Here is a 22605-nt window from a genome sequence, read left to right as displayed (position 1 = left end):
GGAGCGCTCTATCATTTATTAATCGAATGCAATCGTTCACTCATCGTTAAAATGTTAGTAATCCGGATCCCAAAGTTTTCATTAATAACAACGACTTCCCCTTGGGCAATTAATTTACCATTCAAGAGAATATCGAGTGGTTCATCAGTTAAATTATCTAATTCGACCACCGAACCGACATTCAATGACAGAATATCACGGATTTTCTTTTGACTACGACCAAGGACCACACTCAAGTTCAACGGTACATCCAAGATCAAATCAAGGTTATCACCAGTCTTAACCGTCGCATCCGCCAATGGTTGGAACTGGGGTTGGCTAACTTGGGCAGCAGCTGGTTGCGGGGTTGGTTGGGCGACTGGTTGCGCCACTGGTTGTGGGTTTGGCTGGGCGATTGGTTGCGCCACTGGTTGTGGGTTTGGCTGGGCGATTGGTTGCACCGGTTCAACCGAAGCGGTCACCGGAGCAGCACTAGTTGGGGCCGCTGGTTCACTGATCCCCAACATTGATTTTTCGATCTCTTCTACGACTTCGTTTGAGAAAATTTGCATAATCTCACTTTCAATCAACCCTTCAACTGAAAGATTAAAGGAAATCCGGTAGACGTATTCGCTAGGATCAATCGCATCGTAATCAATACTTTGCGGATTATTCCACATCCGCACGTGCGGTGGCAAGATATCAACTTTGCGTTCAATCATCGTTGACATTGAAGTTGAAGCTGAGCCAATCATTTGGTTCATTGCTTCAGCGACGGCACTTAATTGTAAGTCCGTAAATTCGGTTGACGTTGGTTTCCCTTCGCCCCCCATCATTAAGTCGGCAATGATATTGGCATCATTGACGTCAAGCACCATTAAGTTAGAACCAAGTAAGCCCTCTTTAAACTCGACAATCGTGGCCACTTTAGGGGTGACTAAACTGCCCATAATTTCACTAAAGAGACATTTTTTAACCCGCGGTGTCGTAATGTTAACCCGCCGGTTCAAAATTGATGATAATGTCGTTGCCGCTTGCGACATTGAAATATTACCGACCTCACCAAGCAAATCACAACGGGTGCTTTCATCCGTTGTATCAATAACTGGCTTGGGTGCTTCCGGGATATGATTTTCCTCAACTGGTGCTGGTGTTGGTTCTTCAAATGAGCCATTCATCATTGCATCAATTTCGGCTTGCGATAAAGTATCAGTCATTTTCTAGCGCTCCTTGTGATCTTTCTAATAATTCAATTGCGTATTGGCCATGGCTACTATTACCTGGCTTAACTTTAAAGTATTCATGCCCTTGGACATACGTTTCCAATGGTTCAGTAGTCCGACGATTAAGCTTAATCACATCGCCGACTTCCATCGCCAGAAATTCTGATAACTTAACTTCGGCCTGTCCGAGTTTAGTTTCAATTTCTAATTCAACATCATTCATGCGCGCCCGCAAATCTTCAGGGGCATGTTCATTCGCTGAATTAGTATTATCAAACCAGTTATGGAAACTCAACTTATCCGTAATGCTTTCAAAGAACACATACGGGATACAAACATTGATAAATGACTTAACCCCGACAATATCAACTTCAATTGTTGACAACACGACTGGCTCATTTGGTGACATTGTTTGTAATAATTGGGGATTCGTATCGACCCCTTCAAGCTTAGTATCTAGTTCAACGATGCCAGACCACGCTTGCTTAAAGGTATCCGCGAGCCGCCGGGCGCTGTCTTGCAATAACGATAACTCAATTTCTGAGAAGCGTTCTTTATCAACAATCATCGCTTGACCACTAGAACTAACCCCTTGACCTCCACATAATAGATCGACGAGGAGCATACTTAATTGGGGGTTAATTTCAATCAACTGCATCCCATTGAGAGGCGCCGATTGCATGATACCCATCAAAGTCACGCGCGGAATTGAATGCATAAATTCATCATAACTAATTTGTTCAATGGAGGCCAACTGGAGGCGTACATTGGTCCGAAGTTGCGTAGATAGGACGTTAGTCGCAATTTTAGCAAAATCCTCAAAAATCAAATGAACAGTATTGATATATTCCTTGGAAAGCTTGGTTGGCCGCCGGAAATCATATGTTTTAATTTTGACATCATTGGGATCTTCCGCGATGCTTTCTTGCGTAATATCACCATTATTCATGGCGTTTAATAACTGATCAATTTCTTGTTGTGATAATACTTGATCCACAAGGCCTCCTCCTAACTAAAAACTTAATTTTGCAACATCAATAACATCAGCAATTACATCTTCAACGGCGACAACCCCGACAAAGTGCGAATCACTATTAATACCCGCCAATTGGACATCTTGGTCTTCGATATCCAAGACTTCCATCACTTCTTCAATCAATAATCCTTTACGATTACCTTCATGATTTAATACCAAAATATTTTTATTGGTAGCTGATTCAGCAACACCTATTAAGGTCGCCAAATTGACCACGGTAATCACGGTTCCCCGGAGGTTAATTAAGCCTTCGACCCATTTAGGTGCTAGGGGAACTTGTGTAATCGCAATCGTATCGACAACTTCTTCAACCGTATCGGCCGAAATCAAGTAATGCTGCTGATTCATTTTAAATAGAATCATTTGCATAGCTTATTCTCCTAGCTAACTTTATGCGAGGGCCTTTTCAAGGGCTTTAATAACGCGATCAGTATCAAAAGGTTTCACGATGAAGTCAACGGCCCCGGAACGAATCGCGTCCATAACCATGCCTTGTTGACCCATGGCGCTACACATCACGACGCGAGCACTGGCATCAGCCCCTTTGATCATCTTCAACGCATCAATCCCATCAACTTCTGGCATTGTGATATCCATGGTTACCAAATCAGGCTTAGTTGCTTGGTACAAATCAAAAGCTTCTTGACCGTTTTGGGCTTCACCCGCTACTTCATAACCATTTGCTTCCAAAATGTTTTTTAACTTCATGCGCATAAATACCGCGTCATCTACAATCAATACTCGTTTTGCCATTATTTTTCTCCTTAAAGTCCTATTGCATCAAACATTTTTTCTAAGTTCCCGCTCGCAGGAATAAAGAATAATGATGCATCTAAGTTTTGTTGTGCATATTTAAATTCATTCCGAATTACCAAAATTTGGTCATCGTACTGTTCTAATTCCATGTAGGTGCTCGTAATCAAAGCTCCAAAGACGTCGTGCATTAGGGTTGGCACGTTAGCTTGGACTTGGAGGCCGATTAAATCACCAACGGCGCGTAAAAATGAATTGGCAATAATATTACCGAGTTCATTTACCGCTGATTGTTGCAATTCCGGACTGACAACCGAACTACCCGTCATAAATTGGGCTAATAAATTGGATGTTTCATGTGAAACAACGAAAAGAAACACACCGGTTAAATCACCTTCAATTTGGTTGTAAACGGCCTCCACCACTTCATCAGCGGCTAAGACTTCCGTAAACAAACTTTGATACGCTAGCAGTTTAACGTCTGGTAGCGCCATCTCAATCCGTTTACCGGTCAAAACCGCCAAACTAGTGGCCGCATGCCCACCACCAACATTAACGATTTCCCGTAAACTATCCAGGCGCTGGTCATCAAATTTCATTTAATGGGCCTACTTCGTTTAAGGTACCGCCTTTAGTCGCGTGACAAATGGCATTAACATCCAAAATCAAGGCGACTGACCCATTCCCAAGAATGGTTGCTCCTTGGTAACGGTTAAGTTGTTGCAACAAGCTATCAATCTTTTTAATAACGATTTCTTGTTGGCCAAGGAGTTGATCAACTAAGACCATGAAATAATCATTTTCAAGTTTCACAACAATTCCATAGCGGCGTTGGATGGCTTGACCTGGAATATCCAAGACTTTATCGGTCCGTAACACTGGAATCAACATTCCTTGGAAAGCGTACACTTCTTGGTTACCCGTCATCGTGATTTCATCTTCCGTGACCATCACAACCCGTTCAACAACATCCAGGGGTGTGGCAAAAGTTTCCGTGCCGACTTTGACTAATAAAGCTTGAATGATTGAAAGCGTTAATGGCAATTTAATCGTGAACGTCGTGCCGACATTAACTTCACTCGTTAAGTCAAATGCCCCACCGAGTTCGACAATCTTAGCCACCACGGCATCCAGTCCAACCCCGCGCCCAGAAATGTTGGTAACTTCTTGGCTAGTTGAGAAACCAGGGTGGAAGACCAGTTTCTTAACTTCATCTTCGCTCATGCCCTCGGTGTTGATTCCTTTGCGTTCCGCACTAGCTCGAATAGCAACCGGGTCAAGCCCTTTACCATCATCCTTTAAGGTGATGTGGACTTTGTTACCTTCTTGCATCGCGGATAATTCAATCACCCCTTGGCGTGGCTTACCATGCGCTTCACGCACATCAGGTAATTCAATCCCGTGGTCTAAGGAATTGCGGAACAAGTGAATCAATGGTTCGCTTAATTCCGCGACCACCGTCTTATCCAATTCCGTTTCTTCCCCTTTGATAATCAACTCAATATCTTTACCGAGTTGTTGTGATAAATCACGCACCATCCGTGGGAACCGACTGAAGACGACATTGACTTGTTGCATCCGAATTTTCAAAACTAAATCTTGGAGTTCGGAAGTTAAGCGGGAAACGTGTTCGAGTGAATCTTTAACATCATCCATGCTATCGCGCTTGCTAGCATCTTCTAATTGATTCCGGTAAACCACTAATTCCGACACAATATTCAAGAATAAATCCAAGCGGTTTAAATCAACCCGAATTGATTGGTTGTTCGCCGCTTTTTGTGGGTGGTTGTTTTTAGCTTCCGCTTTTTCAACTGGGGCTGCGGGAATCGCAACCGCAGCCGGTGTTGATTGGGCCGGTGCTGGCGTTGCAACTGGGGCACTTGGTGTCAGTTCAGCTGCGGTGACCGTCCCAAACGGATCAACTAAAATTTGGTCAATTTCACTGATGTTGGCAATGCTGCTTGCAACCTCAGCTTGGGCATTTTTAGTCACGTAGATAAACTTAAAGTCGGTATCAAAATCGCCGGCTTCAAGACGTTCGGTATCGGGTTCAACAACAATCACATCCCCACCTTGGCCAAGCTTTTCCATTACTAAGAAGACGCGGGCGCCTTTTAAAGCTGATTCAGGATCAATGCGCACCCCGATTTGAAAGGCGTTGTGCCCATCATTAACTGCTACGTTAATAACATCAACATCCGCGGCATCAAGGTTGGGGAAGGTATTATCTAATGCTGTCGTTTCAACCACCGTACTTGAGGCAGCAACGGGGGCTGCCCCATTAACTTGGGCTTCAACAACGGCAATCTTCGCTAACGGACCACTAATTTGGCTTTCTTGGAGTTCGTTTCCTTCACGTAAATCTTCAACTAATTGTGACAAAGTGTCTAAGCAATCAAAGATAATTGAGATGTATTCACTCGTAACTTGGAGCTTACCAGTTTTGAAAAAATCAAATAAATTTTCCATCTTATGCGTGATTTTCGTCATCACGTCATAGCCCATCGTCGCTGACATACCTTTAAGGGTGTGGGCGGCCCGGAAAATTTCATTAATCAAATCCATGTTTTGGGGATCTGATTCTAACTGCAAGACACTATCGTTTAGTAACGCTAAGTTGTCGTCACTTTCTTCAAAAAATAGGTTTAAATAAACGCTATTATCATCCATGGTATCGGCTCCTTTCCTAATTAACTTTTTGGTAGATAAAGTTATCAATCTTTTTTAAATTAAATTTTTCCGGGAAATTAATAGTTTCCGTCGCCCCGGTAAATAAAATTCCTCCGGGGGCTAAGGCATCACTGAATTTTTGATAAACTTCATCGCGGGCCTCCGGTTTGAAATAAATCGTAACGTTGCGACAAACGATGAAGTGATAATCATGACCATATGGATCCCCCAACAAGTCGTGGCGTTTAAATGTCACTAACTGTTGAATGCGCGGATTAATTTGGTATTGATTGGGACCAACTAAGTCAAAGTAGCGCACCAAATCAGCACCAGGAACATTGCGCACTTCGACCGGCGAATAGCGGCCGGCTTGGGCTGTCGCCAAAACGGCTTTATCCAAATCCGTCGCCGTAATGCTGATATTGCTTAATTGATGTTTGGTCGCCATCATCGCCAAGGTGTATGGTTCGGAACCAATTGAGCACGCGGCACTCCAAATCCGAATTGGGCCGGCTTGGGTTGCTTGGTGGGCCACTAAGTAACGTTCAAAAATTTCAAATATTTCCGGATTCCGATAAAAATCAGTGACATTAATCGTCACATATTGAAAGAAAGCTTCCCGTGCTTGGGGGTCTTTTTGCAATAATTGACAATACTGGTCAAAGCCACTGAGTGCTAATTTATCAATTAAAGTTAGTAAGCGGCGTTCCATTTGACGTTCTTTATACGCCGTCAAATGGAGGCCATACGTTGCTTCCACCCACGTACTAAACTGTTCAAAATTTTGGATCATCATTACGCTCCTACCAATTGATTTAATTTAGTGCTAATGGCCGCCAAACTTAATTCTTCATCGACGACCTTTAACGCCACCGCACTCTTAGGCATGCCATAAACGATGCACGTGGCTTCGTCTTGGGTAATGTTATAGCCACCATGTTGTTTAATTGTCGCCATCCCATCCGCCCCATCATGACCCATGCCGGTTAATAAAAAGGCGGTGACGCGGGCCCCATATTGGGCGGCCGCAGATTTAAATAAATAATCCACGGCTGGGCGCGTGCCATGCATCTTTTCCGCTTGATGTAACTTAATGCGCCCACCAATGATTTCCATATGGTAATCACCTGGCGCCAAGTAAATCGCATTTTCCACGACCATGCCATCGGCGGCTTCATAAACGTTATTGGCTGTAAATTCATGCAACCGATTGGCAAAGTGCGTTGTAAACCCTTTAGGCATATGTTGCACAATTAAAATCGGCATTTTCAGCTTGGCCGGTAAACCTTGAATTAGTTGCAGCAATGCTTTTGGTCCCCCCGTTGACGCCCCAATTACAATAATTGCTGGTTCAACAGCAACTGGGTGCACCATGGCTGGTTGGCTAACGCGGGCCGTGCCGACACCTTTTTGCTTGGTACTGGCAATAATTTGGTCGGCAAACATCATTAACCATTCTGGATCAATCGCATGTAAATTCAGTGGCTTTTCAATAAAATCAAACGCCCCGGCTTCCAAGGCCGCAATCGTTAAGGCTTGATTATTCAACGCACTTAACATAATGACTGGCATATCGCGAACCGCTTTAATCCCTTTTAAGGCCGTCAAGCCATCCATCACTGGCATTTCAACATCTAAAATCACAACATCAAATATTTCGGTTTGCACCGCTTCAACTGCTAAGGCGCCATTACGCACAATTTTGGTAACTTCAACGCCTGGGAAGCGGGTAATAATGTCGCTAATAACTTTACGCATAAACGCGGAATCATCCGCTAATAAAACTTTAATCATCCCCGATTTCCTTTACCTCAGATATAGATGGTCCCTTCGTGCACAATCCGAATCATCGTTGAAAAATCACCTAAATCAACCATCATCGTCCGCCCTTGGGTCCCACCAACATGGCGGGCCACAATTGGAATTGCCAATTGAGCTAACGTAGCTTCCACGGCCATAATATTACGTTGGCCAATATTGAGTTGGGTGCTCGCGGTTTTAAACATTTGCGCCCCACCAGCAATTTTGGCAGTTAATGGTCCCGTCGCTCCAGCTTGGCGTAGTGCCGTCACCATTTCTGGTAATGCCAAGTTAGCAAACTTCGCGTGATTGGTTGTTTGACTGGCCCTAAATGCGGTACTATCGGGCAACATAATATGACTAATCCCGCCAAGATGGTGTTCTTCATCATAGATAACGGTCGCAACACATGAGCCTAACCCGAGGGCGGCTAATGTTTGCGGGGCGTGACCAATTTTATATTCGGCGATACCAGCGTGCAGTTGCTCAGTCATGGTTGGCGGGCTCAGGTTCTGCCTCAAGCATTAACAGCTGATCAGCTTGTTCATTGTTAAATAAGTATTCTAATTCTAGTGAAATAACGACATCCCCATTTAACTTCAAGAATTTATCAATGTAACCATTCTTTAAGTTGGCTTTGCGTAATTCTTCTTCATAATTGGCTTCTTGTAATTCAAAGATGCCATCAATATCGGCGACATATGCGCCTAGTAAGCGGTCTTGCCAACGGCACAAAATAACTTTGGCTTCCGACGTCATTTCGGTAGCGATATTAAATAATTTTTGGCGTAAATCAATGACTGGAATCATGGCGCCTTCATATTCATAAACGCCCATTACATAATCGGCAACCTCGGGAATTTTGATAAAGCTATCGGATTCAACGACCCGTTTTACGACATGCACGTCGATTGCAAATGCTTGGTCATTACTTTTAAATACTACATATTGCCCCATACTATTTGCCTTCCCTTAGTTATTTTGACTTGCTTGGCGGGCTTCAATCACCGCTAAGTTAGCATTAATTTCTGATAAGCCATTTGTAACTTCGGCAATCTTAGCACTAACTTGCGTGGCCTCGCGTTGGCCAAATTGGGCCATTTTTTGCGTCAGCGTCCCGTTGATGGTCTTCATTTCAGCTAAGCCGTTACCAATCGTAGCCATTTGCGGACCAAGGGCATCCGTTTTAACTAAGATGGCTTGCATATCATTAACCATGTCATCAAGCTTCGTTGTCCGTTCGGTGTTACTTGAATATGATTCGTTTAATGCCACCACCATGTGTTCTGACTTAGTGCGAATTGCTTCCATAATTGACGTGATGCTCTTAGCTGATTGACCACTTTGTTCGGCTAGATCACGCACTTCTTCGGCCACAATTGCAAACCCACGGCCAGCTTCACCAGCGCGGGCGGCTTCGATTGAGGCGTTAAGGGCTAATAAATTAGTTTGTTCAGAAATATCGTTAATTAAGCTGACAATCTTAACAATACTTTGAACGTCTTGGTCCATATCAACCATTTCTTGAATCAATTGATTACTATTGTCACGGTCTGCTTTCCACGCCGTGCCTAAATTTTCTAAATCAGTAATTGCCGTTTGATCAGCCGCAACAACTTCCCGGTTGAAATCACCCAAGGTACTAATACTTTCGGTAACTAGGGCCACTTGGGCTTGTAACGCTTGAATTTGCTTACTAATTTCATCAGCAGCTAGCGTGCGGTGACCATTGGTACCACCAAGGGCCACTAAGCTAGTTTGCAAATTAGTGCTGATTTCTTGCGCCGCAGCTAAGTGTTCCGCAATTTGCATATCAAACACTGGGGTCGCTTCAGGAATGCCGGCCTCGGCAGTTGGTTCAGCAACGACGGCCTCAACTGGTGCTTCAGTTGGTAACGCCGGTGCTCCTGGAGTAGTACTCGTGGGCTTAGCTAAAACTAAGCCGCTATAAGCAAGGACACAGCAAAGCACCATAATGATGCTGTAAGTTAATAGCGTACCCATGGTAACCCCATTACTAAATAGGAAAATAATTCCCACTAATAACGTAATTACTGGCATGCTGTAATTAATAATCCGGCCAACCTGGGCCCGTTTACGACTGTTTTTTTGAACCATAATAACTTCCTTCCGCTATCTACCTGTGATTTAAAAAATTTGCTAAAGCAACGCTTGCTAATTAGCTAAACTTTCATTAGTACTTATCGGAATTAATGGTGCTAAATTAAAGTTATTGGTTGAAATTATTTGTGACATTTAAGATATTATCCGTCGCTTGTAACGCTTTAGCATTTAATTGATAAGCCCGTTGGGTTGAAATCATATCGGCCATTTGGCTAGCCATATCAACATTGGCATTTTCCAAGGCCCCTTGCGTAATACTACCGGCACCGGGGGTTCCGTTAATAATTTGGACGGCCCCACCTTGGGCTTGATACATCGTATTGCCGGCCGGTTGCAAATCATTTAAGCTGCGCGGTTGGTAAATATTTAACTGTCCCACCGCAACACTTCCTTGGGGCGTCTGAATCGTGATATCACCATTCGCACTCACGGCCATCTCACCTTGTGGCCATTGGTTTTGCGGGATGCGATCAGTTGTCGCAACGTGCAAGCCCGTATCTGTTACCAACGTACCTTGGGCATCACGCTTGAAATCCCCAACCCGTGTCAACAATAATTGGTTGTTGGCATCGCGCACTCCGAAAAAGCCATTCCCTTGGAGGGCAAAATCGGTTTTTTGGCCGGTCGTTTGTAAGCCCCCTTGGCGGAAGTCATCGATATCACTTCCCACAATTAAGCCCGTGTTCAGTGTCATCGGGTTACTGGTTGCCGCTAATGGCACTTCTTGGTTATTGATTTGATTGTTAAGGGTCGCCCCAAAGGCCCCACTCTTGGCTTTAAAACCGGTCGTGGTTAAATTAGCCAAATTATTGGCAATGATATCTAAGTTATTTTGGTTACCGTTCATCCCGGCTTTATTGACTTGTAAGAGACTTTGAATGTTCATTTATTTTTCCTCAAATTAATTAAAGAGCGCCGAGACGATTAACGGCTTTATCCAGGGTGGCATTATTCATTGAAAGAGCCCGTTGATTGGCTTCATATTCGCGGGAAATCTGAATCATCGATGTCATCTGATCAGCAATTTGAACATTACTTTGCTCAAGCATCCCCGCTTGAACTTGAGTCGTGACGGTCGTTCCCGGCGTGGGACTGGTGTAATATGTGTTGCCAAGGTTAGCCAGTTGGCTGATGTTAGCAAAATTGGTAATTTTAAATGGTGGGTTATCCGTGCCGACAATGGGTTGGCCATTTTGACCTAAAACGGCATAACCATCTTGCGTTACCAATTGGTTTTGGTCATTGAGACGGAAATTCCCGTTGCGGGTGTAGGCAGTTTGACCATTTGGCATTTGGATGTTGAAAAAACCAGCCGTGGGAATCGCAAAATCAGTTTGCAAACCGGTTGTTTTCATCGCACCTTTATTGGTGTTTAAGCGGCTACCACTAAGCTCATTGCCAAAGGTAAAGCCACCGGCATCATTAAAGCTGTTAATATATTTACCACCTTGATAATTATGTAAGCGCACCTCGCGCAAAGTTGATTGAAACAGGTTTTGCTCCATGTAGCCAGGCGTATTGGCATTAGCAATATTACTAGCTAAATTAGCTTGCCGTTGAATTAGCAAATCGAAGTTATTTTGTAATGTATCCAGGGCACGAATCATGCGAGTTCCTCTTCAATCATAGTTTTTAATTTGGCAACAATTTTGCCGTGGAGTTGCGAAACACGCGCGATTGAAACATCTAAGACAATCGCAATTTCTTTGAGCGTTAAGTTATCAAGGTAGTATAAGTTCAAAATAACTTGGTCGCGTTCCGGTAAGAGCCCAATTTTATCGCGTAAAACTTGGCGTTGCTCATCTTGTTCTAACAGTGAATCACTACTTTGGAGCGTTGTATCGGGTAACATTTCTTTGAGTGAGAAACCTTCTTCACCATTGGAACTGCCGGAAAATAAGGTTGAATCTAAAGAAACACTCGCCAAAAAATGCATACTATCGTAGATTTCATTGAGTTGGGTATTAGAAATCTGCATTTTGCGGGTGACTTCTTCATCCGTTGGTTCACGATCAAGAGCCATCGTTAATTCATGTTTAACGGCGTAAAATCGGTTTAAAATAGCCATCCGATTACGCGAAATTTTGGCATGTTTCCGGACTTCATCAATGATTGAACCTTTAATCCGAAAAGTGGCATACGCTTCAAACGGGACTTTTTTAGTTGGATCAAATTTATGAATGGCATCAATTAAACCAATTACCCCGATATTAAATAAGTCATCTTTGGAATAATCAAAATTTTTAATTGCTAAGCGATTAACTACTCGCTGCACTAACGGTAAATAACTTAAAATTTTTGTTTCAACATCGATTTCGTACATAGCAACGCACTCCTTTTAACTTATTTGTATACCTAGTCAAGACTAAGGGTCGCAATGGCTTCAATGGCCACTTCATTAGGAATTTCATTTAATGACAAGATTGGGGTATCCGCGAAGTTAAAGGCAATTAACTTACGCAAGGCCAACCGCGTTTTCGGTGACGTTAAAATAACATAGCTCAAATCTTGGACTAACAGGGTTTGTTGAATGGTTCCAACGGCTTGTAAGAGCTTATTAACTGTATCTGGGGGTAATACGGGGTATGAACCAGTTGGAGTTTGTTGAATACTGTTACTGATTAATTCTTCTAGCTGAGGGTGTAATGTCACGACATTAATCTTGTCATTTTCACCAACATACTTGGCGGCAATCGTGCGTTTTAACGCTTGGCGGACGTATTCGGTTAACATTTCTCCATCTTTGGTCACGAGCCCATAATCGGCGAGCGTTTCTAAAATCGTGGCCAAATCATTAATCGGAATTTTTTCATCTAATAAGTTTTGCAACACCTTTTGAACTTCACCAAGCCGCATAATATCTGGAATCAATTCATCAATCACGACGTTGCTTTGATCTTTAATCCCTTCAAGTAACTTCTTAACTTCTTGCCGGCCCAAGAGTTCTGGCGCGTGACTGTAAATAATTTCTTTTAAGTGCGTCGTAATGACCGTGAGCGGTTCAATGACGGTAAAGCCTTGGAGTTCAGCGTTTTCTTTGTCCTTGGCTTCAATCCAAATCGCATCTAAGTTAAACGCGGGTTCCTTGGTTTTAATCCCGTCAAACGGAAAATCATCGTCCCCTTGGCTAATAATCATATATTTATCCAGGTAAATATCACCCTTACCAACTTCATTCCCGCGAATTTTGATTGAGTAATCATTGGCTGCTAAATATAAATTATCGCGAATCCGCACCGGGCTAACTAAAATTCCTAGTTCACGGGCACTTTGTTTTCGAATACCAACAATTCGCTTCATCAAGCTGTTTTCAACCGAATCATCGACAATTGAAATCAAGCCATACCCGATTTCAATCGCAATCGGTTCAACTTGGAATGACGCCACTGATTCGTCTTCTTCTTCGGCTTGCTTTTTTTGTTCCAAAGCTAGAATTTGTTCTTCACGCTTCGCTTCAATTTGACGTTGATCTTCTTTTTGTTTGATGAAGTAACTCGCCGCAAACAAACCAATCCCAACTAACATAAAGGGCAAGAATGGGAAGTGGGGCACTAAGGCCAAGAGCACTAAAATTACCCCAACAATTTTAAATAAGTTCGGATTACGTAATCCATCGGCTTTAATTTCCAACCCAAAACTTTTGTTATTTTCCGAACGGGTCACAATAATCCCGGTCGCTACCGAAATTAGCAATGATGGCACGGCACTAACTAGGCCATCCCCGATAGAAAGCTTCCCAAAGTTACTAAGGGCTTCCACAATCGTCATCTTACCGCCAATTGAGAAAATCGCTGCCCCACCAAGTAAGTTGATGGCCACAATCAAGACACTAGTAATCGCGTCTCCTTTGACGAACTTACTAGCCCCATCCATGGCCCCAAAGAAATTAGCTTCACGCTGTAAATCATTGCGGCGACGTTGGGCCGTTTTTTGATCAATCAAACCGGCGTTTAAATCCGAGTCAATTGACATTTGTTTCCCAGGCATCGCATCCAAAGTAAACCGGGCTGAAACTTCAGATACCCGACCGGCCCCATTTGTCACAACGACCAATTGGACAACCATGATAATCACGAACAAAATAATACCGACTAAGTAATTATTCCCGGCCACCACATCGGCAAAGGCTTCAATTACTTTACCGGCGGAACCATCTGTTAAGATCAACCGCGTTGAGGCCATATTCAAACCGAGCTTGAGCATCGTCGTAATTAACAATAACGTTGGAAAAGTCGTGAATTCTAACACTGATTTAGTAAATAACGTAATCAGTAAGATATTCATCGCCACCGTTAAGTTGATAACAATTAAGAAATCGAGCACAAATGGTGGTAATGGCACGATGATTAAGCCCATAATTCCTAACACAAGGCAGGCGATTAATATATCAGCTGTTTTAAATTTGGAACTTTTTTTGGCGGCTTTTTGCATCCTGACAATCCTCTTGTATTTCTTAAATCTTACCGGCCTTTTCGGCTTCTAACTTGTATACGACGGCAATAATCCCAGCAACGGCTTCAAATAATTCAGCGGGAATGAATTCACCCGGTTCAACGGCTTTAAATAAAGCCCGCGCCACCGGTCGATTTTCAATCATTGGAATATCAAGCCGTTTCGCTTCGGCTTTCATCTTTTGGGCAATTTCATCGGCCCCTTTAGCTAATACGACGGGCACCCCAACGGCACTATCATATTTAATGGCAATTGCAAAGTGAGTCGGGTTAGTAATGACGACCGTGGCTTCTTTAACTTTGGCGACCGAGTTATGCAGCAGCCGTTGATATTGGGCCCGACGTTGGGCTTTAATCTTGGGATCCCCTTCATTTTGCTTGTATTCATCTTTAACTTCTTGTTTAGACATCCGTAACCGTTTGAAGAAGCTATACCGTTGATACACATAGTCCAAGACGGCCAAAAATAATAAAAACAAGGCCACTTTTAACGCGATATCATGGGCAAATGATAAGACAAAGTGGAACACATCTTGGGGCCCCATCGCAGCTAAATTAACAATCGTGGGAATCGCTTGTTGATACGCCCCATAGGCAATGAAGCTCACAACGATAAATTTAAACAGCGTTTTGCCTAAATTGACGAGCGTCGTCATGCTGTAAAAATTTTTAATCCCGGTAACTGGATTAATTTTCTTAAAATCCGGTTTCAACGGCTGGGCCGTAAATAAAATCCCAGTTTGCAATAAATTACCGAGTAACCCAATAATGACGGCCAGTAGCATAAATGGCCCGGCTAAAATGAACAGCATCAAAATCGATTGCGTGCCAAGCCGTGGTAACGTATTAAACGCGACTTTGGTTTGACTAATATTTTCAAAACTCGCCGTTAAATAATTAACTAAGTACCCACCGACATTGGACCACATTGGTTCCAAAACTAGCGCAAACCCCAGCAACGACAGGGCAATAACTAAATCCTGACTCTTGGGAATTTGACCACGTTTGCGGGCATCCCGTAAGCGTTTGGCGGAGGGTTTTTCAGTTTTATTTGCTTTATCTTCCGCCATTGGCTACCTCACTGAACGAATAAAGTCCCACATCGTTTGAATTGAATTAGGAATATCACGCATCAACATACTCAAAATATTTGGTAATAAAATCAGCGTAATTAAAAATCCTAACGCCTGTTTAACGGGTAAACTCATCATCAACACATTCAATTGCGGCACCGTGCGCGAGACAAACCCCAAGGTAATATCAATCGTGATTAAGGCGACTACTAATGGAGCGGCTAAGCTCACCCCCATCGCAAAGGAAGCGGCAAACGTTTGGACCACCCCGTTAATCGTGGCGCCACTGTAGTTAATGCCACCGAGCGGCACGACTTGAAATGATAAGAGAATCCATTTGATTAATAACCGATGCAAGCCAGTTATAAAAAATGCACATAAGGCTAACCAGTAATAAACGCGGCCGTATTGTGACATTGATGATTCAAATGACGGATCATACAATTGTGCGGCGGAAAATCCGATTTGAAAGTCAATCACACTACCAGCTAACATGACGGCACTAAAAATCAATTTCGTGATGTAGCCCATCGAGAGGCCAAAAATGACTTCTTTGATGACTAGCAACGCAAAAATGAGATATGATTGCGTTGCCGTAAAATGAGTAACCGCCGGCCACGCCATCAAGGTTAGCGCTCCGCTTAAGCCGACTTTAGCGGTTTGCGGGAAATTTTTTTCTGAAAATACCGGGCTAATGGCGATAAATGCCGCAATCCGACATAAAATCAACAACCCTTCTTGCACTTGCGCCATCAATACCTCACATTTTGGCAATCATTCTAAAGATTGATTTAGTAAATTCTAAAAGCATCGTTAACATAAAATTCCCACAAACAATCATCGCCACTAAAATTGCGACTAACTTGGGCACAAAGCTCAATGTTTGTTCTTGGATTTGGGTTACGGCTTGGAAAATACTAATGACTACCCCAACAACTAGTGCCACGCCAAGGGCTGGACTAGCAACTAACAAAATCCGGATAAAAGCATCGCGGATTACTTCTAAAACTGTTCCAACTGACATCGCCGTCCACCTTATTGAAAGCCTTGAATTAATGATTGGACGAGTAGGTACCAACCATTAACGAGTACAAATAACAGTAATTTAAACGGTAATGAAATCACCATCGGCGACAGCATCACCATCCCCATCGACATCAGGACACTGGAGACAACCATATCAATAATCATGAACGGTAAGAAAATCAAGAAACCAATACTAAAGGCCGTTTTCATTTCACTAATAATGAAGGCCGGAACAATTACCGTTAAATCAATCTTGTCGGGGTTTTTAGGCACCGCCTTACTTGAACCAAGATTATTTTCCTTCGCGTGTAAAAATAAATTCAAATCTTTTTGACTAGTTTGCTTGTACATGAATTTCTTAAAGCGATTTTCAGTGCGATCAAGCAATTGTTGTTGGCTAATGTGGTGCTGATTATACGGTACAATCGCGTCATTATAGACATCGGTAAACACCGGCTTCATTGTAAAAAAAGTTAAAAATAAGGCCAGCCCAATGAGCACTTGGTTAGGTGGATTTTGTTGAGTTCCTAAGGCACTGCGAACAAATGACAACACCATGATGATGCGCGTAAACGACGTCATCATAATTAAAATCATTGGAATAACGGATAACAACGTCATCAATAAAAAGGTATTAATGTATTGATTGGCCCCGCCACCGATATTTTTAAAAATGTTGTTACTAGTGTCCGTCACTTGATTAATATCAATTGCATACACCGGGCTTGGTAAGACCGCTAGCACACAGATACTGCTAACTAACGTCAAAATAATCGCTAAATTTCGCTTTTTCATTTACTTTCCCTTACCTAGTTTTTGCAATAATATTTTGGTGAATTCAACACTAACTTGTTGCGGCTTAGCGGCATTGGCTTGACGCGTCGCCATCTCAGCGGCCACTTGGGCTTGTTCGGCCGGATTTAATTCACGAACAATTTGGTTTTGCTGTTCGGCTAAACTCATCACGTAGTATTGATCGACAATTTTAACAATTGCCAACGCCGACGTTTTGGTAACAGCAACTTTTTGAATAATTTGAATTGCCGCATCCTTTTGCGTACTATGTTTGGCAAGTAATTTAAGGGTGATATTAATTAAATAAATCACCACTAAGAGCATTACAATTGTTTGAATAATCGACCATACTGTCATTTGTTTTTCCTCGTTTATTGCAAGACCATATCGGTAATGTAGACATCCTGAATAGCTGGTAAGCCGACATTATTGTTAATTTTGTTCTTTAATTGGTTCTTTAAAGTTTGCAGATCATTATTGGTTGAGATAATGTCGTTTTGACTTTTTTGACTCAAGACACTAATGACACTATCGCGGACAATTGGTAATTTACTTTTCAACGCCGCTTTTGCTTTATCATCCGGTAACGAAACCGTTAAACTAATCTTCATGTAGTGTGGGGTGTTGTCATCTGGGGTCTTCGCTAGATTAATCGTGAAGGCTGCTAACGGTAACATCACGACTTTACTGGCAAGTGCTTGCGATTCACTTTGCGCTAACGCTGATGGTGGAGTCTTGGTAACATATTTACTAATCGCAAACGCGCCACCCGCACTCCCAATAATGACTAATAAAATAATCACAACCAAAATTAATGGTGACCGTTTACGACTTACATTCTCTTCTTTTGCTTTTGCCATGCTTCCCTATCCTTGTAATTTTTGGTGAACCTGTTGCTGAAATTCAATAATTAACTGCACAACTTGGCCGGCCGTTTCTTGCACCACGAACGTTTTACCATCCGTTAGCGTCAGCACGGTATCTGGTGTTTCGTTCATTTGTTCAATTAAATTGAAATTCACGTAAAACTGCTTACCAACTAATGATGTTAATTGAATCATTAATCAACTCCTCACGCTTATTGCTTCAAGCTAATCAAAGTTTGGAGAATTTCATCAGAAGTCGTAATTGACTTAGCATTGGCTTGGTAGGCCCGACTCGCAACAATCATGTTCGTAAATTCAGTTGACAGGTCCACGTTTGACATTTCAAGCGCCCCACTACGAACGACAGCAACCCCACTCGCAGCGGCATTACTAATTACCGGATCACCAGAGTTAGGGCTAGCCGTAAAGTTCGTACCACCGGCTTTGGCCAAACCATTCGGGTTCGTAAAGTTAGCAACAGCAATCCGACCAACGGCAATTTTAGTACCACCATAAGATTGCGTAATTACCCCATCGGCCCCAATTTCTGGGGTGCCAGTAGCATTAACTGTGGCTCCCTTAACCGTGGCCGTAGCGGGAATTTTAATTGATGTTAATGTTGTTAAAGTTGGGACGGTGTTTACAGTATCGCTAGCAGTTGTGTTAGCGGCTCCCATCACTTTCACCCCACTGTTATTAACTAAGTAGCCATTAGCATCGACTTGCAATGATCCTGCCCGCGTATACATTTGGCTACCACTAGTATCTTGCATCACCAAAAATCCAGGTCCATCAAGGTATACATCAAGCCCATTTCCAGTAGTTTGTTGCGCACCATTACCCATCATCGTATCCACTGATGCCGTTGTCACCCCCAACCCAATTTGCATTGGGTTGGTTCCACCAAGGCCACCTGCTGCATTATTACCAGCTGCGGCGGGGCGCATATTTTGACTCATAATATCTTGGAAATTAACTCGACTAGATTTGAAACCAATAGTATTAACGTTGGCGATATTATTTGCAACGACATCGAGTTCGTTTTGCAAATTCTTCATTCCACTAACACCTGAATATAATGAACGTAACATTTTACTTTTCCTCCGTAATGCGCCACGCGGGCGTCTCAGTAAATTAATAAGTTGCTATATTTTTTAATTAGTTGGAGCCGATGAATCAGTTGGAGCGGGGGTTGGGGCGATAGGATCGGTTGTATCAGGGCCTAATTTACCATCGACTTCATTTAAAGCACTTAGGTCATAATACTTACCCTTCACTTGAATCGTCGCATAGCCATTGTTGAACTGCACCCGATCAACGGGACCGCTAATCGCAATGGGCTTTTTAGTATTAGGATCAATATCTGTGACCACCACGTTTTGGCCCATCAAACCAAAGGCTTGTTGTTGTTGGGACATCATCACCGTGGCTTGCAAGTTTTGGCCCAATTCATTCATTTTTTGTAATTCACTAAATTGCGCTAATTGTGAGAGGTAATCGGTATTACTACCGCCACCGCTTGAACCGCCATCCATTGACGGGTTACTCATCGTTGCGGCCATGATTTTCAAGAACTGATCCATTGAAATACCGGTACCATTATCATTATTTTTACTAATTTTGACGGAACCAGGTAAAACGGTATTCAGTGCATTGGCATTATTTGCTATATCCATCAGACTTCCTCCTTAAACTAAAATACTAACGGTCGCATCGGCCGCGGGTTGGGTTTCAACTGGTTCAACTACGACTTCTTGCGGTCCTTGATAAGCTTTACGTTTATCACCGGTAAATGGTTGACCATGACCGTGTTGACCTTGCTGGTTAAACATCATCTGTTGATTCATATCACTCAGCGTATGACTCGTTGGGGCACTAACATTGGTCACCGCTGGGGTTGGGGTGGGATTATTAATTTGCAATGGCATATCCGTCGTCGCTTTTAAAATCTCTTGTAACTTGGGCATGGCCGCTGCTAACATTTGATGCGTTTGACTTTGTTCCATTTTGAATTCCACGGAAACTTGCTGTTGGTTAATCTGTAAATTAACGTTAATCGGGCCTAAGCCAGCTGGTTCAAGACGGAAAACAACCACCTTGGTATCCCCTGAGCCCATGGTCTTAACTTGTTCGGTGATAACTTGGGCCATATTACTAATTTGATTCGTTGGCATCAGTGGCTGACTTTCAATTTTGACCGTTGTTAGCACCGGCGTATTGGTAATCGTTGGGACTTGGTTGGGGATGATATTCCCAGTCAGCGTCAGTGGTAATTCTGGGGCCTGACTTGGCAGTTGCCCGGTTGTTGGCGCGGGAGCTTTGTCATCAGTCGTAGCTTGCCTTTGCGCAGTCGCCGAATCAGGTCCTCCCGTGGCCGGCGTTATTGCTTTAAGCTCCACCGGTGCACTGGCCGTCACCGGCAAAGTTTTTTCTACACTAAATACATTACTGTTACTAGCTTCAAAGTTTTTTATCACATCATCATTTGAGTTTGTAACATTTTTAGCAAAAATATCATTACTAGGGTTACTTATCGACTTTGAATCCTTATTTAACTTACTATTGTCACTTGCTAACGGTGCGCTTGTTGGCTGGTTAGTAGCGGCCATTGATTGTGTACTTGGGGCAGCCGATGCAGCTACTTCGGCGACTGGGGCCGTGCCACTATTTACTGGGGCTGGCACGTTACTAGTTCCCATGTCGGTCACGGGGCTAGCTAGTGGCTTGGCTGCTTGGGGGATTGGCACCTCTTCGACACTCAAGCTACCAGGACTTTGACTTGGTAAAGCCGTACCGAGCACACCATCATCGCCCGCTTGCACTAGGTTATCCGTGGGGGGTAATGGTGCATCTTGTTGGGCCATTGGTAGCGGACTTGGAGCTAGGAGGCTCGCAAAAATTGCTGCTAAAGCTTGGTTATCATCACTTGAACTAGCCGCTGAGTTACTGTTTTTAGACAAAGTATTTACGGCACTCGTTGTTGGCGGGGTGATTTGATTCATAGCGGAACTCCTTTCTTAATTTTTAATAGCCGCTAGCTTGCTGCCGCATATAATTTTGCGTCCCTACTTCATCAAGAAAAATTTGTTCCGTCCGTTTAACTTCCGCCTGATATTCGGCTAATTTTTTAACGTATATTTTTTCAATCACTTGGCGGGCTTGGCGGGCTTGGACTAAAGCTGCTTGGGTCGTTTTGACCGCTGCTTCGCGTTCGTTTTTTTGTAATGCTAACGTTGTCATTTGATTTTCAATATCAATTAAATAGCGCCGTTGGGCTTGGAGCAGTTCGACGGATTTAGACGCATAAGCAAAGATCAGATGCTTTTCGTTTAATAACTTCGTCGTGGCCGTTTGCGCTTGGATAACCGATTGTTTGGCTAACGCGTAGGCTTGCTTAGCGGTTTGTTCTTCCTGCTGGCGAAATTCAAGTAAACTTGCTAATTCAAATTTAAATTTTTGCATTACTATTACCTCGAGTTACATCATGGTTGGTTGTTGAAATAGTTGTTCTAACTGGTGGACCGTATTATTAAACGGAGCATGTTCATCAACCGATTGGGTCAAAATTTGTTTGATTGGTTCGTGTAAATTAATCGCATGATCAACGGCTTGATTTGTACCGACTTGATAAGCGCCAATTTCAATTAAATCTTTGGTCTCGTTATACGTCGCCATACTTTGGCGTAATTTATTAGCGGCATTGGCGTGAGTGGGACTGACTAAACTTTTCATCAATCGACTCAAACTACTTTGCACATCAATCGCGGGATAATGATTTTGCCCCGCAATCTTACGTGACAAAATAATGTGGCCATCCAAAATCCCGCGGACCGCATCGGCAATCGGTTCATTCATATCATCCCCTTCAACCAACACGGTATAAAAAGCCGTGATTGAACCGTGCTCAGCTGGACCACTACGTTCGAGTAATTTAGGTAACATCGCAAAAACCGATGGCGTATATCCGCGCGTAGTTGGCGGTTCCCCCGTTGAAAGCCCAATTTCACGTTGGGCCATCGCAAACCGCGTCACCGAATCCATCATCAAGACAACTTTCTTACCTTGGTCACGGAAATATTCAGCAATCGCCGTTGCTACATACGCCCCTTTTAACCGCACCAATGGCGGCATATCAGAAGTTGCACAGACGACAACGGCTTTTTTGTACCCATCCGGGCCGAGGTCTTTTTCAATGAACTCGCGGACTTCACGGCCCCGTTCACCAATCAAACCAATCACAATCACATCAGCGTCGGCGTATTTAGCCATCATGCCGAGTAAGGTACTTTTACCAACCCCACTCCCGGCAAAAATCCCAATCCGCTGGCCGTTACCAACTGTGAGTAAGCCATCAATAGCACGAACACCAGTCGGTAAGGTTTCTCGAATTGGCGGGCGTTTAAATGGATCAGGAGCATCACGCATGACTGGAAATTCCGTGAATTCTTCAGTAATTTGTAAATCATCCATCGGCCGACCTAGTCCATCTAACGTGTGGCCTAATAAAGCCGGATTAACTTTAACCGTTAATGCCCGGCCAGTTGGTACGACTAAGCACCCCGGACTAATGCCATCTAAGTCATCCAAGGGCATCAAGAGGACTGTATTTTTAACAAACCCGACCACTTCAGTTAGTGCGACTTTATGGCTACTTGCTAAATGAACTTCACAAATTTCACCCACAAAGCTCGCTAAGCCGACGACCTTAATTACTAAGCCGACGACTTCACTGACTTTCCCAAAGGTTTGCGTAAAAGGTTGTTGCTTAACAACGGTTAAATATTTATCTGTCGCTAATGCAAATGTCAT

Annotated in this window: 27 protein-coding genes; all 27 read right to left on the bottom strand. The window is 43.2% G+C overall.

Annotated features, from left to right (window positions below; all coding sequences use genetic code 11):
- Nucleotides 1-11: 11 nt before the first annotated feature.
- Nucleotides 12-1196: a flagellar motor switch phosphatase FliY gene (gene fliY / locus LQZ75_RS06520; protein ID WP_230097028.1), complete on the bottom strand. Its 1185-nt coding sequence runs from the start codon at nucleotides 1194-1196 to the stop codon at nucleotides 12-14.
- Nucleotides 1189-2199 (bottom strand): flagellar motor switch protein FliM, encoded by a 1011-nt coding sequence (fliM, locus tag LQZ75_RS06515; protein WP_230097027.1) that lies wholly within the window; start codon nucleotides 2197-2199, stop codon nucleotides 1189-1191. Before fliM ends, fliY begins: the two co-directional genes overlap by 8 nt.
- A gap of 15 nt (nucleotides 2200-2214) precedes the next feature.
- Nucleotides 2215-2607 (bottom strand): chemotaxis protein CheW, encoded by a 393-nt coding sequence (locus LQZ75_RS06510; protein WP_230097026.1) that lies wholly within the window; start codon nucleotides 2605-2607, stop codon nucleotides 2215-2217.
- A 21-nt stretch (nucleotides 2608-2628) separates the two neighbouring features.
- A complete protein-coding gene (locus LQZ75_RS06505) occupies nucleotides 2629-2991 on the bottom strand; it encodes a response regulator (protein ID WP_230097025.1) in 363 nt (120 codons plus the stop codon).
- Between the two features lie 11 nt (nucleotides 2992-3002).
- A complete protein-coding gene (locus LQZ75_RS06500) occupies nucleotides 3003-3590 on the bottom strand; it encodes a chemotaxis protein CheC (protein WP_230097024.1) in 588 nt (195 codons plus the stop codon).
- The gene (locus tag LQZ75_RS06495; RefSeq protein ID WP_230097023.1) at nucleotides 3580-5661 is read right to left on the bottom strand and encodes a chemotaxis protein CheA; all 2082 of its coding nucleotides are present in this window, start codon (nucleotides 5659-5661) and stop codon (nucleotides 3580-3582) included. Before LQZ75_RS06495 ends, LQZ75_RS06500 begins: the two co-directional genes overlap by 11 nt.
- A 16-nt stretch (nucleotides 5662-5677) precedes the next feature.
- Nucleotides 5678-6454 carry a CheR family methyltransferase gene (locus LQZ75_RS06490; RefSeq protein WP_230097057.1) on the bottom strand — a complete coding sequence of 259 codons (777 nt, stop codon included), beginning with the start codon at nucleotides 6452-6454 and terminating at the stop codon, nucleotides 5678-5680.
- Between the two features lie 2 nt (nucleotides 6455-6456).
- Nucleotides 6457-7455: a chemotaxis-specific protein-glutamate methyltransferase CheB gene (gene cheB, locus LQZ75_RS06485; protein ID WP_230097022.1), complete on the bottom strand. Its 999-nt coding sequence runs from the start codon at nucleotides 7453-7455 to the stop codon at nucleotides 6457-6459.
- Between the two features lie 17 nt (nucleotides 7456-7472).
- Nucleotides 7473-7955, bottom strand: coding sequence for a chemotaxis protein CheD (locus LQZ75_RS06480; protein ID WP_230097021.1), 483 nt, complete (start codon nucleotides 7953-7955; stop codon nucleotides 7473-7475).
- Nucleotides 7948-8418: a chemotaxis protein CheW gene (locus tag LQZ75_RS06475; RefSeq protein WP_230097020.1), complete on the bottom strand. Its 471-nt coding sequence runs from the start codon at nucleotides 8416-8418 to the stop codon at nucleotides 7948-7950. The genes LQZ75_RS06480 and LQZ75_RS06475 overlap by 8 nt, the downstream gene beginning before the upstream one ends.
- 15 nt (nucleotides 8419-8433) lie before the next feature.
- Nucleotides 8434-9579, bottom strand: coding sequence for a methyl-accepting chemotaxis protein (locus tag LQZ75_RS06470; protein ID WP_230097019.1), 1146 nt, complete (start codon nucleotides 9577-9579; stop codon nucleotides 8434-8436).
- A 112-nt stretch (nucleotides 9580-9691) separates the two neighbouring features.
- Entirely contained in the window at nucleotides 9692-10471 is a 780-nt protein-coding gene (locus tag LQZ75_RS06465; protein ID WP_230097018.1) for a flagellar hook-basal body protein, read from the bottom strand.
- Nucleotides 10472-10490: 19 nt separating this feature from the next.
- Entirely contained in the window at nucleotides 10491-11192 is a 702-nt protein-coding gene (locus tag LQZ75_RS06460; protein ID WP_230097017.1) for a flagellar hook-basal body protein, read from the bottom strand.
- Complete coding sequence (locus tag LQZ75_RS06455) at nucleotides 11189-11908, bottom strand: sigma-70 family RNA polymerase sigma factor (RefSeq protein ID WP_230097016.1); 720 nt, start codon at nucleotides 11906-11908, stop codon at nucleotides 11189-11191. Before LQZ75_RS06455 ends, LQZ75_RS06460 begins: the two co-directional genes overlap by 4 nt.
- Before the next feature lie 32 nt (nucleotides 11909-11940).
- Complete coding sequence (gene flhA, locus LQZ75_RS06450) at nucleotides 11941-14016, bottom strand: flagellar biosynthesis protein FlhA (RefSeq protein WP_230097015.1); 2076 nt, start codon at nucleotides 14014-14016, stop codon at nucleotides 11941-11943.
- 22 nt (nucleotides 14017-14038) lie between these two features.
- Entirely contained in the window at nucleotides 14039-15106 is a 1068-nt protein-coding gene (flhB, locus tag LQZ75_RS06445; protein WP_230097014.1) for a flagellar biosynthesis protein FlhB, read from the bottom strand.
- Nucleotides 15107-15109: 3 nt separating this feature from the next.
- A complete protein-coding gene (fliR, locus tag LQZ75_RS06440; RefSeq protein ID WP_230097013.1) occupies nucleotides 15110-15862 on the bottom strand; it encodes a flagellar biosynthetic protein FliR in 753 nt (250 codons plus the stop codon).
- 7 nt (nucleotides 15863-15869) lie between these two features.
- Nucleotides 15870-16133 (bottom strand): flagellar biosynthesis protein FliQ, encoded by a 264-nt coding sequence (gene fliQ, locus LQZ75_RS06435; protein ID WP_230097012.1) that lies wholly within the window; start codon nucleotides 16131-16133, stop codon nucleotides 15870-15872.
- An 11-nt stretch (nucleotides 16134-16144) separates the two neighbouring features.
- The gene (gene fliP, locus LQZ75_RS06430) at nucleotides 16145-16930 is read right to left on the bottom strand and encodes a flagellar type III secretion system pore protein FliP (RefSeq protein WP_230097011.1); all 786 of its coding nucleotides are present in this window, start codon (nucleotides 16928-16930) and stop codon (nucleotides 16145-16147) included.
- The gene (locus LQZ75_RS06425; RefSeq protein ID WP_230097010.1) at nucleotides 16931-17287 is read right to left on the bottom strand and encodes a flagellar biosynthetic protein FliO; all 357 of its coding nucleotides are present in this window, start codon (nucleotides 17285-17287) and stop codon (nucleotides 16931-16933) included.
- Nucleotides 17288-17301: 14 nt separating this feature from the next.
- On the bottom strand, nucleotides 17302-17790 hold the full coding sequence (locus LQZ75_RS06420; protein WP_230097009.1) for a flagellar basal body-associated FliL family protein: 489 nt from the start codon (nucleotides 17788-17790) through the stop codon (nucleotides 17302-17304).
- A gap of 6 nt (nucleotides 17791-17796) precedes the next feature.
- The gene (locus tag LQZ75_RS06415; protein ID WP_230097008.1) at nucleotides 17797-17991 is read right to left on the bottom strand and encodes a flagellar FlbD family protein; all 195 of its coding nucleotides are present in this window, start codon (nucleotides 17989-17991) and stop codon (nucleotides 17797-17799) included.
- A gap of 17 nt (nucleotides 17992-18008) precedes the next feature.
- Entirely contained in the window at nucleotides 18009-18887 is an 879-nt protein-coding gene (locus LQZ75_RS06410) for a flagellar hook-basal body complex protein (RefSeq protein WP_230097007.1), read from the bottom strand.
- Between the two features lie 63 nt (nucleotides 18888-18950).
- Nucleotides 18951-19472 (bottom strand): flagellar hook assembly protein FlgD, encoded by a 522-nt coding sequence (locus LQZ75_RS06405; protein ID WP_230097006.1) that lies wholly within the window; start codon nucleotides 19470-19472, stop codon nucleotides 18951-18953.
- A gap of 12 nt (nucleotides 19473-19484) precedes the next feature.
- Nucleotides 19485-20798, bottom strand: coding sequence for a flagellar hook-length control protein FliK (locus LQZ75_RS06400; protein ID WP_230097005.1), 1314 nt, complete (start codon nucleotides 20796-20798; stop codon nucleotides 19485-19487).
- A 22-nt stretch (nucleotides 20799-20820) separates the two neighbouring features.
- Nucleotides 20821-21258, bottom strand: a complete 438-nt coding sequence (locus tag LQZ75_RS06395) for a flagellar FliJ family protein (RefSeq protein ID WP_230097004.1) — start codon at nucleotides 21256-21258, stop codon at nucleotides 20821-20823.
- 15 nt (nucleotides 21259-21273) lie between these two features.
- A complete protein-coding gene (gene fliI / locus LQZ75_RS06390; RefSeq protein ID WP_230097003.1) occupies nucleotides 21274-22605 on the bottom strand; it encodes a flagellar protein export ATPase FliI in 1332 nt (443 codons plus the stop codon).

This window comes from Periweissella fabaria, from assembly GCF_918814575.1.
GTDB classification, from domain to species: Bacteria; Bacillota; Bacilli; order Lactobacillales; family Lactobacillaceae; genus Periweissella; species Periweissella fabaria.
This window is presented reverse-complemented; position numbering and strand designations above follow the sequence as displayed.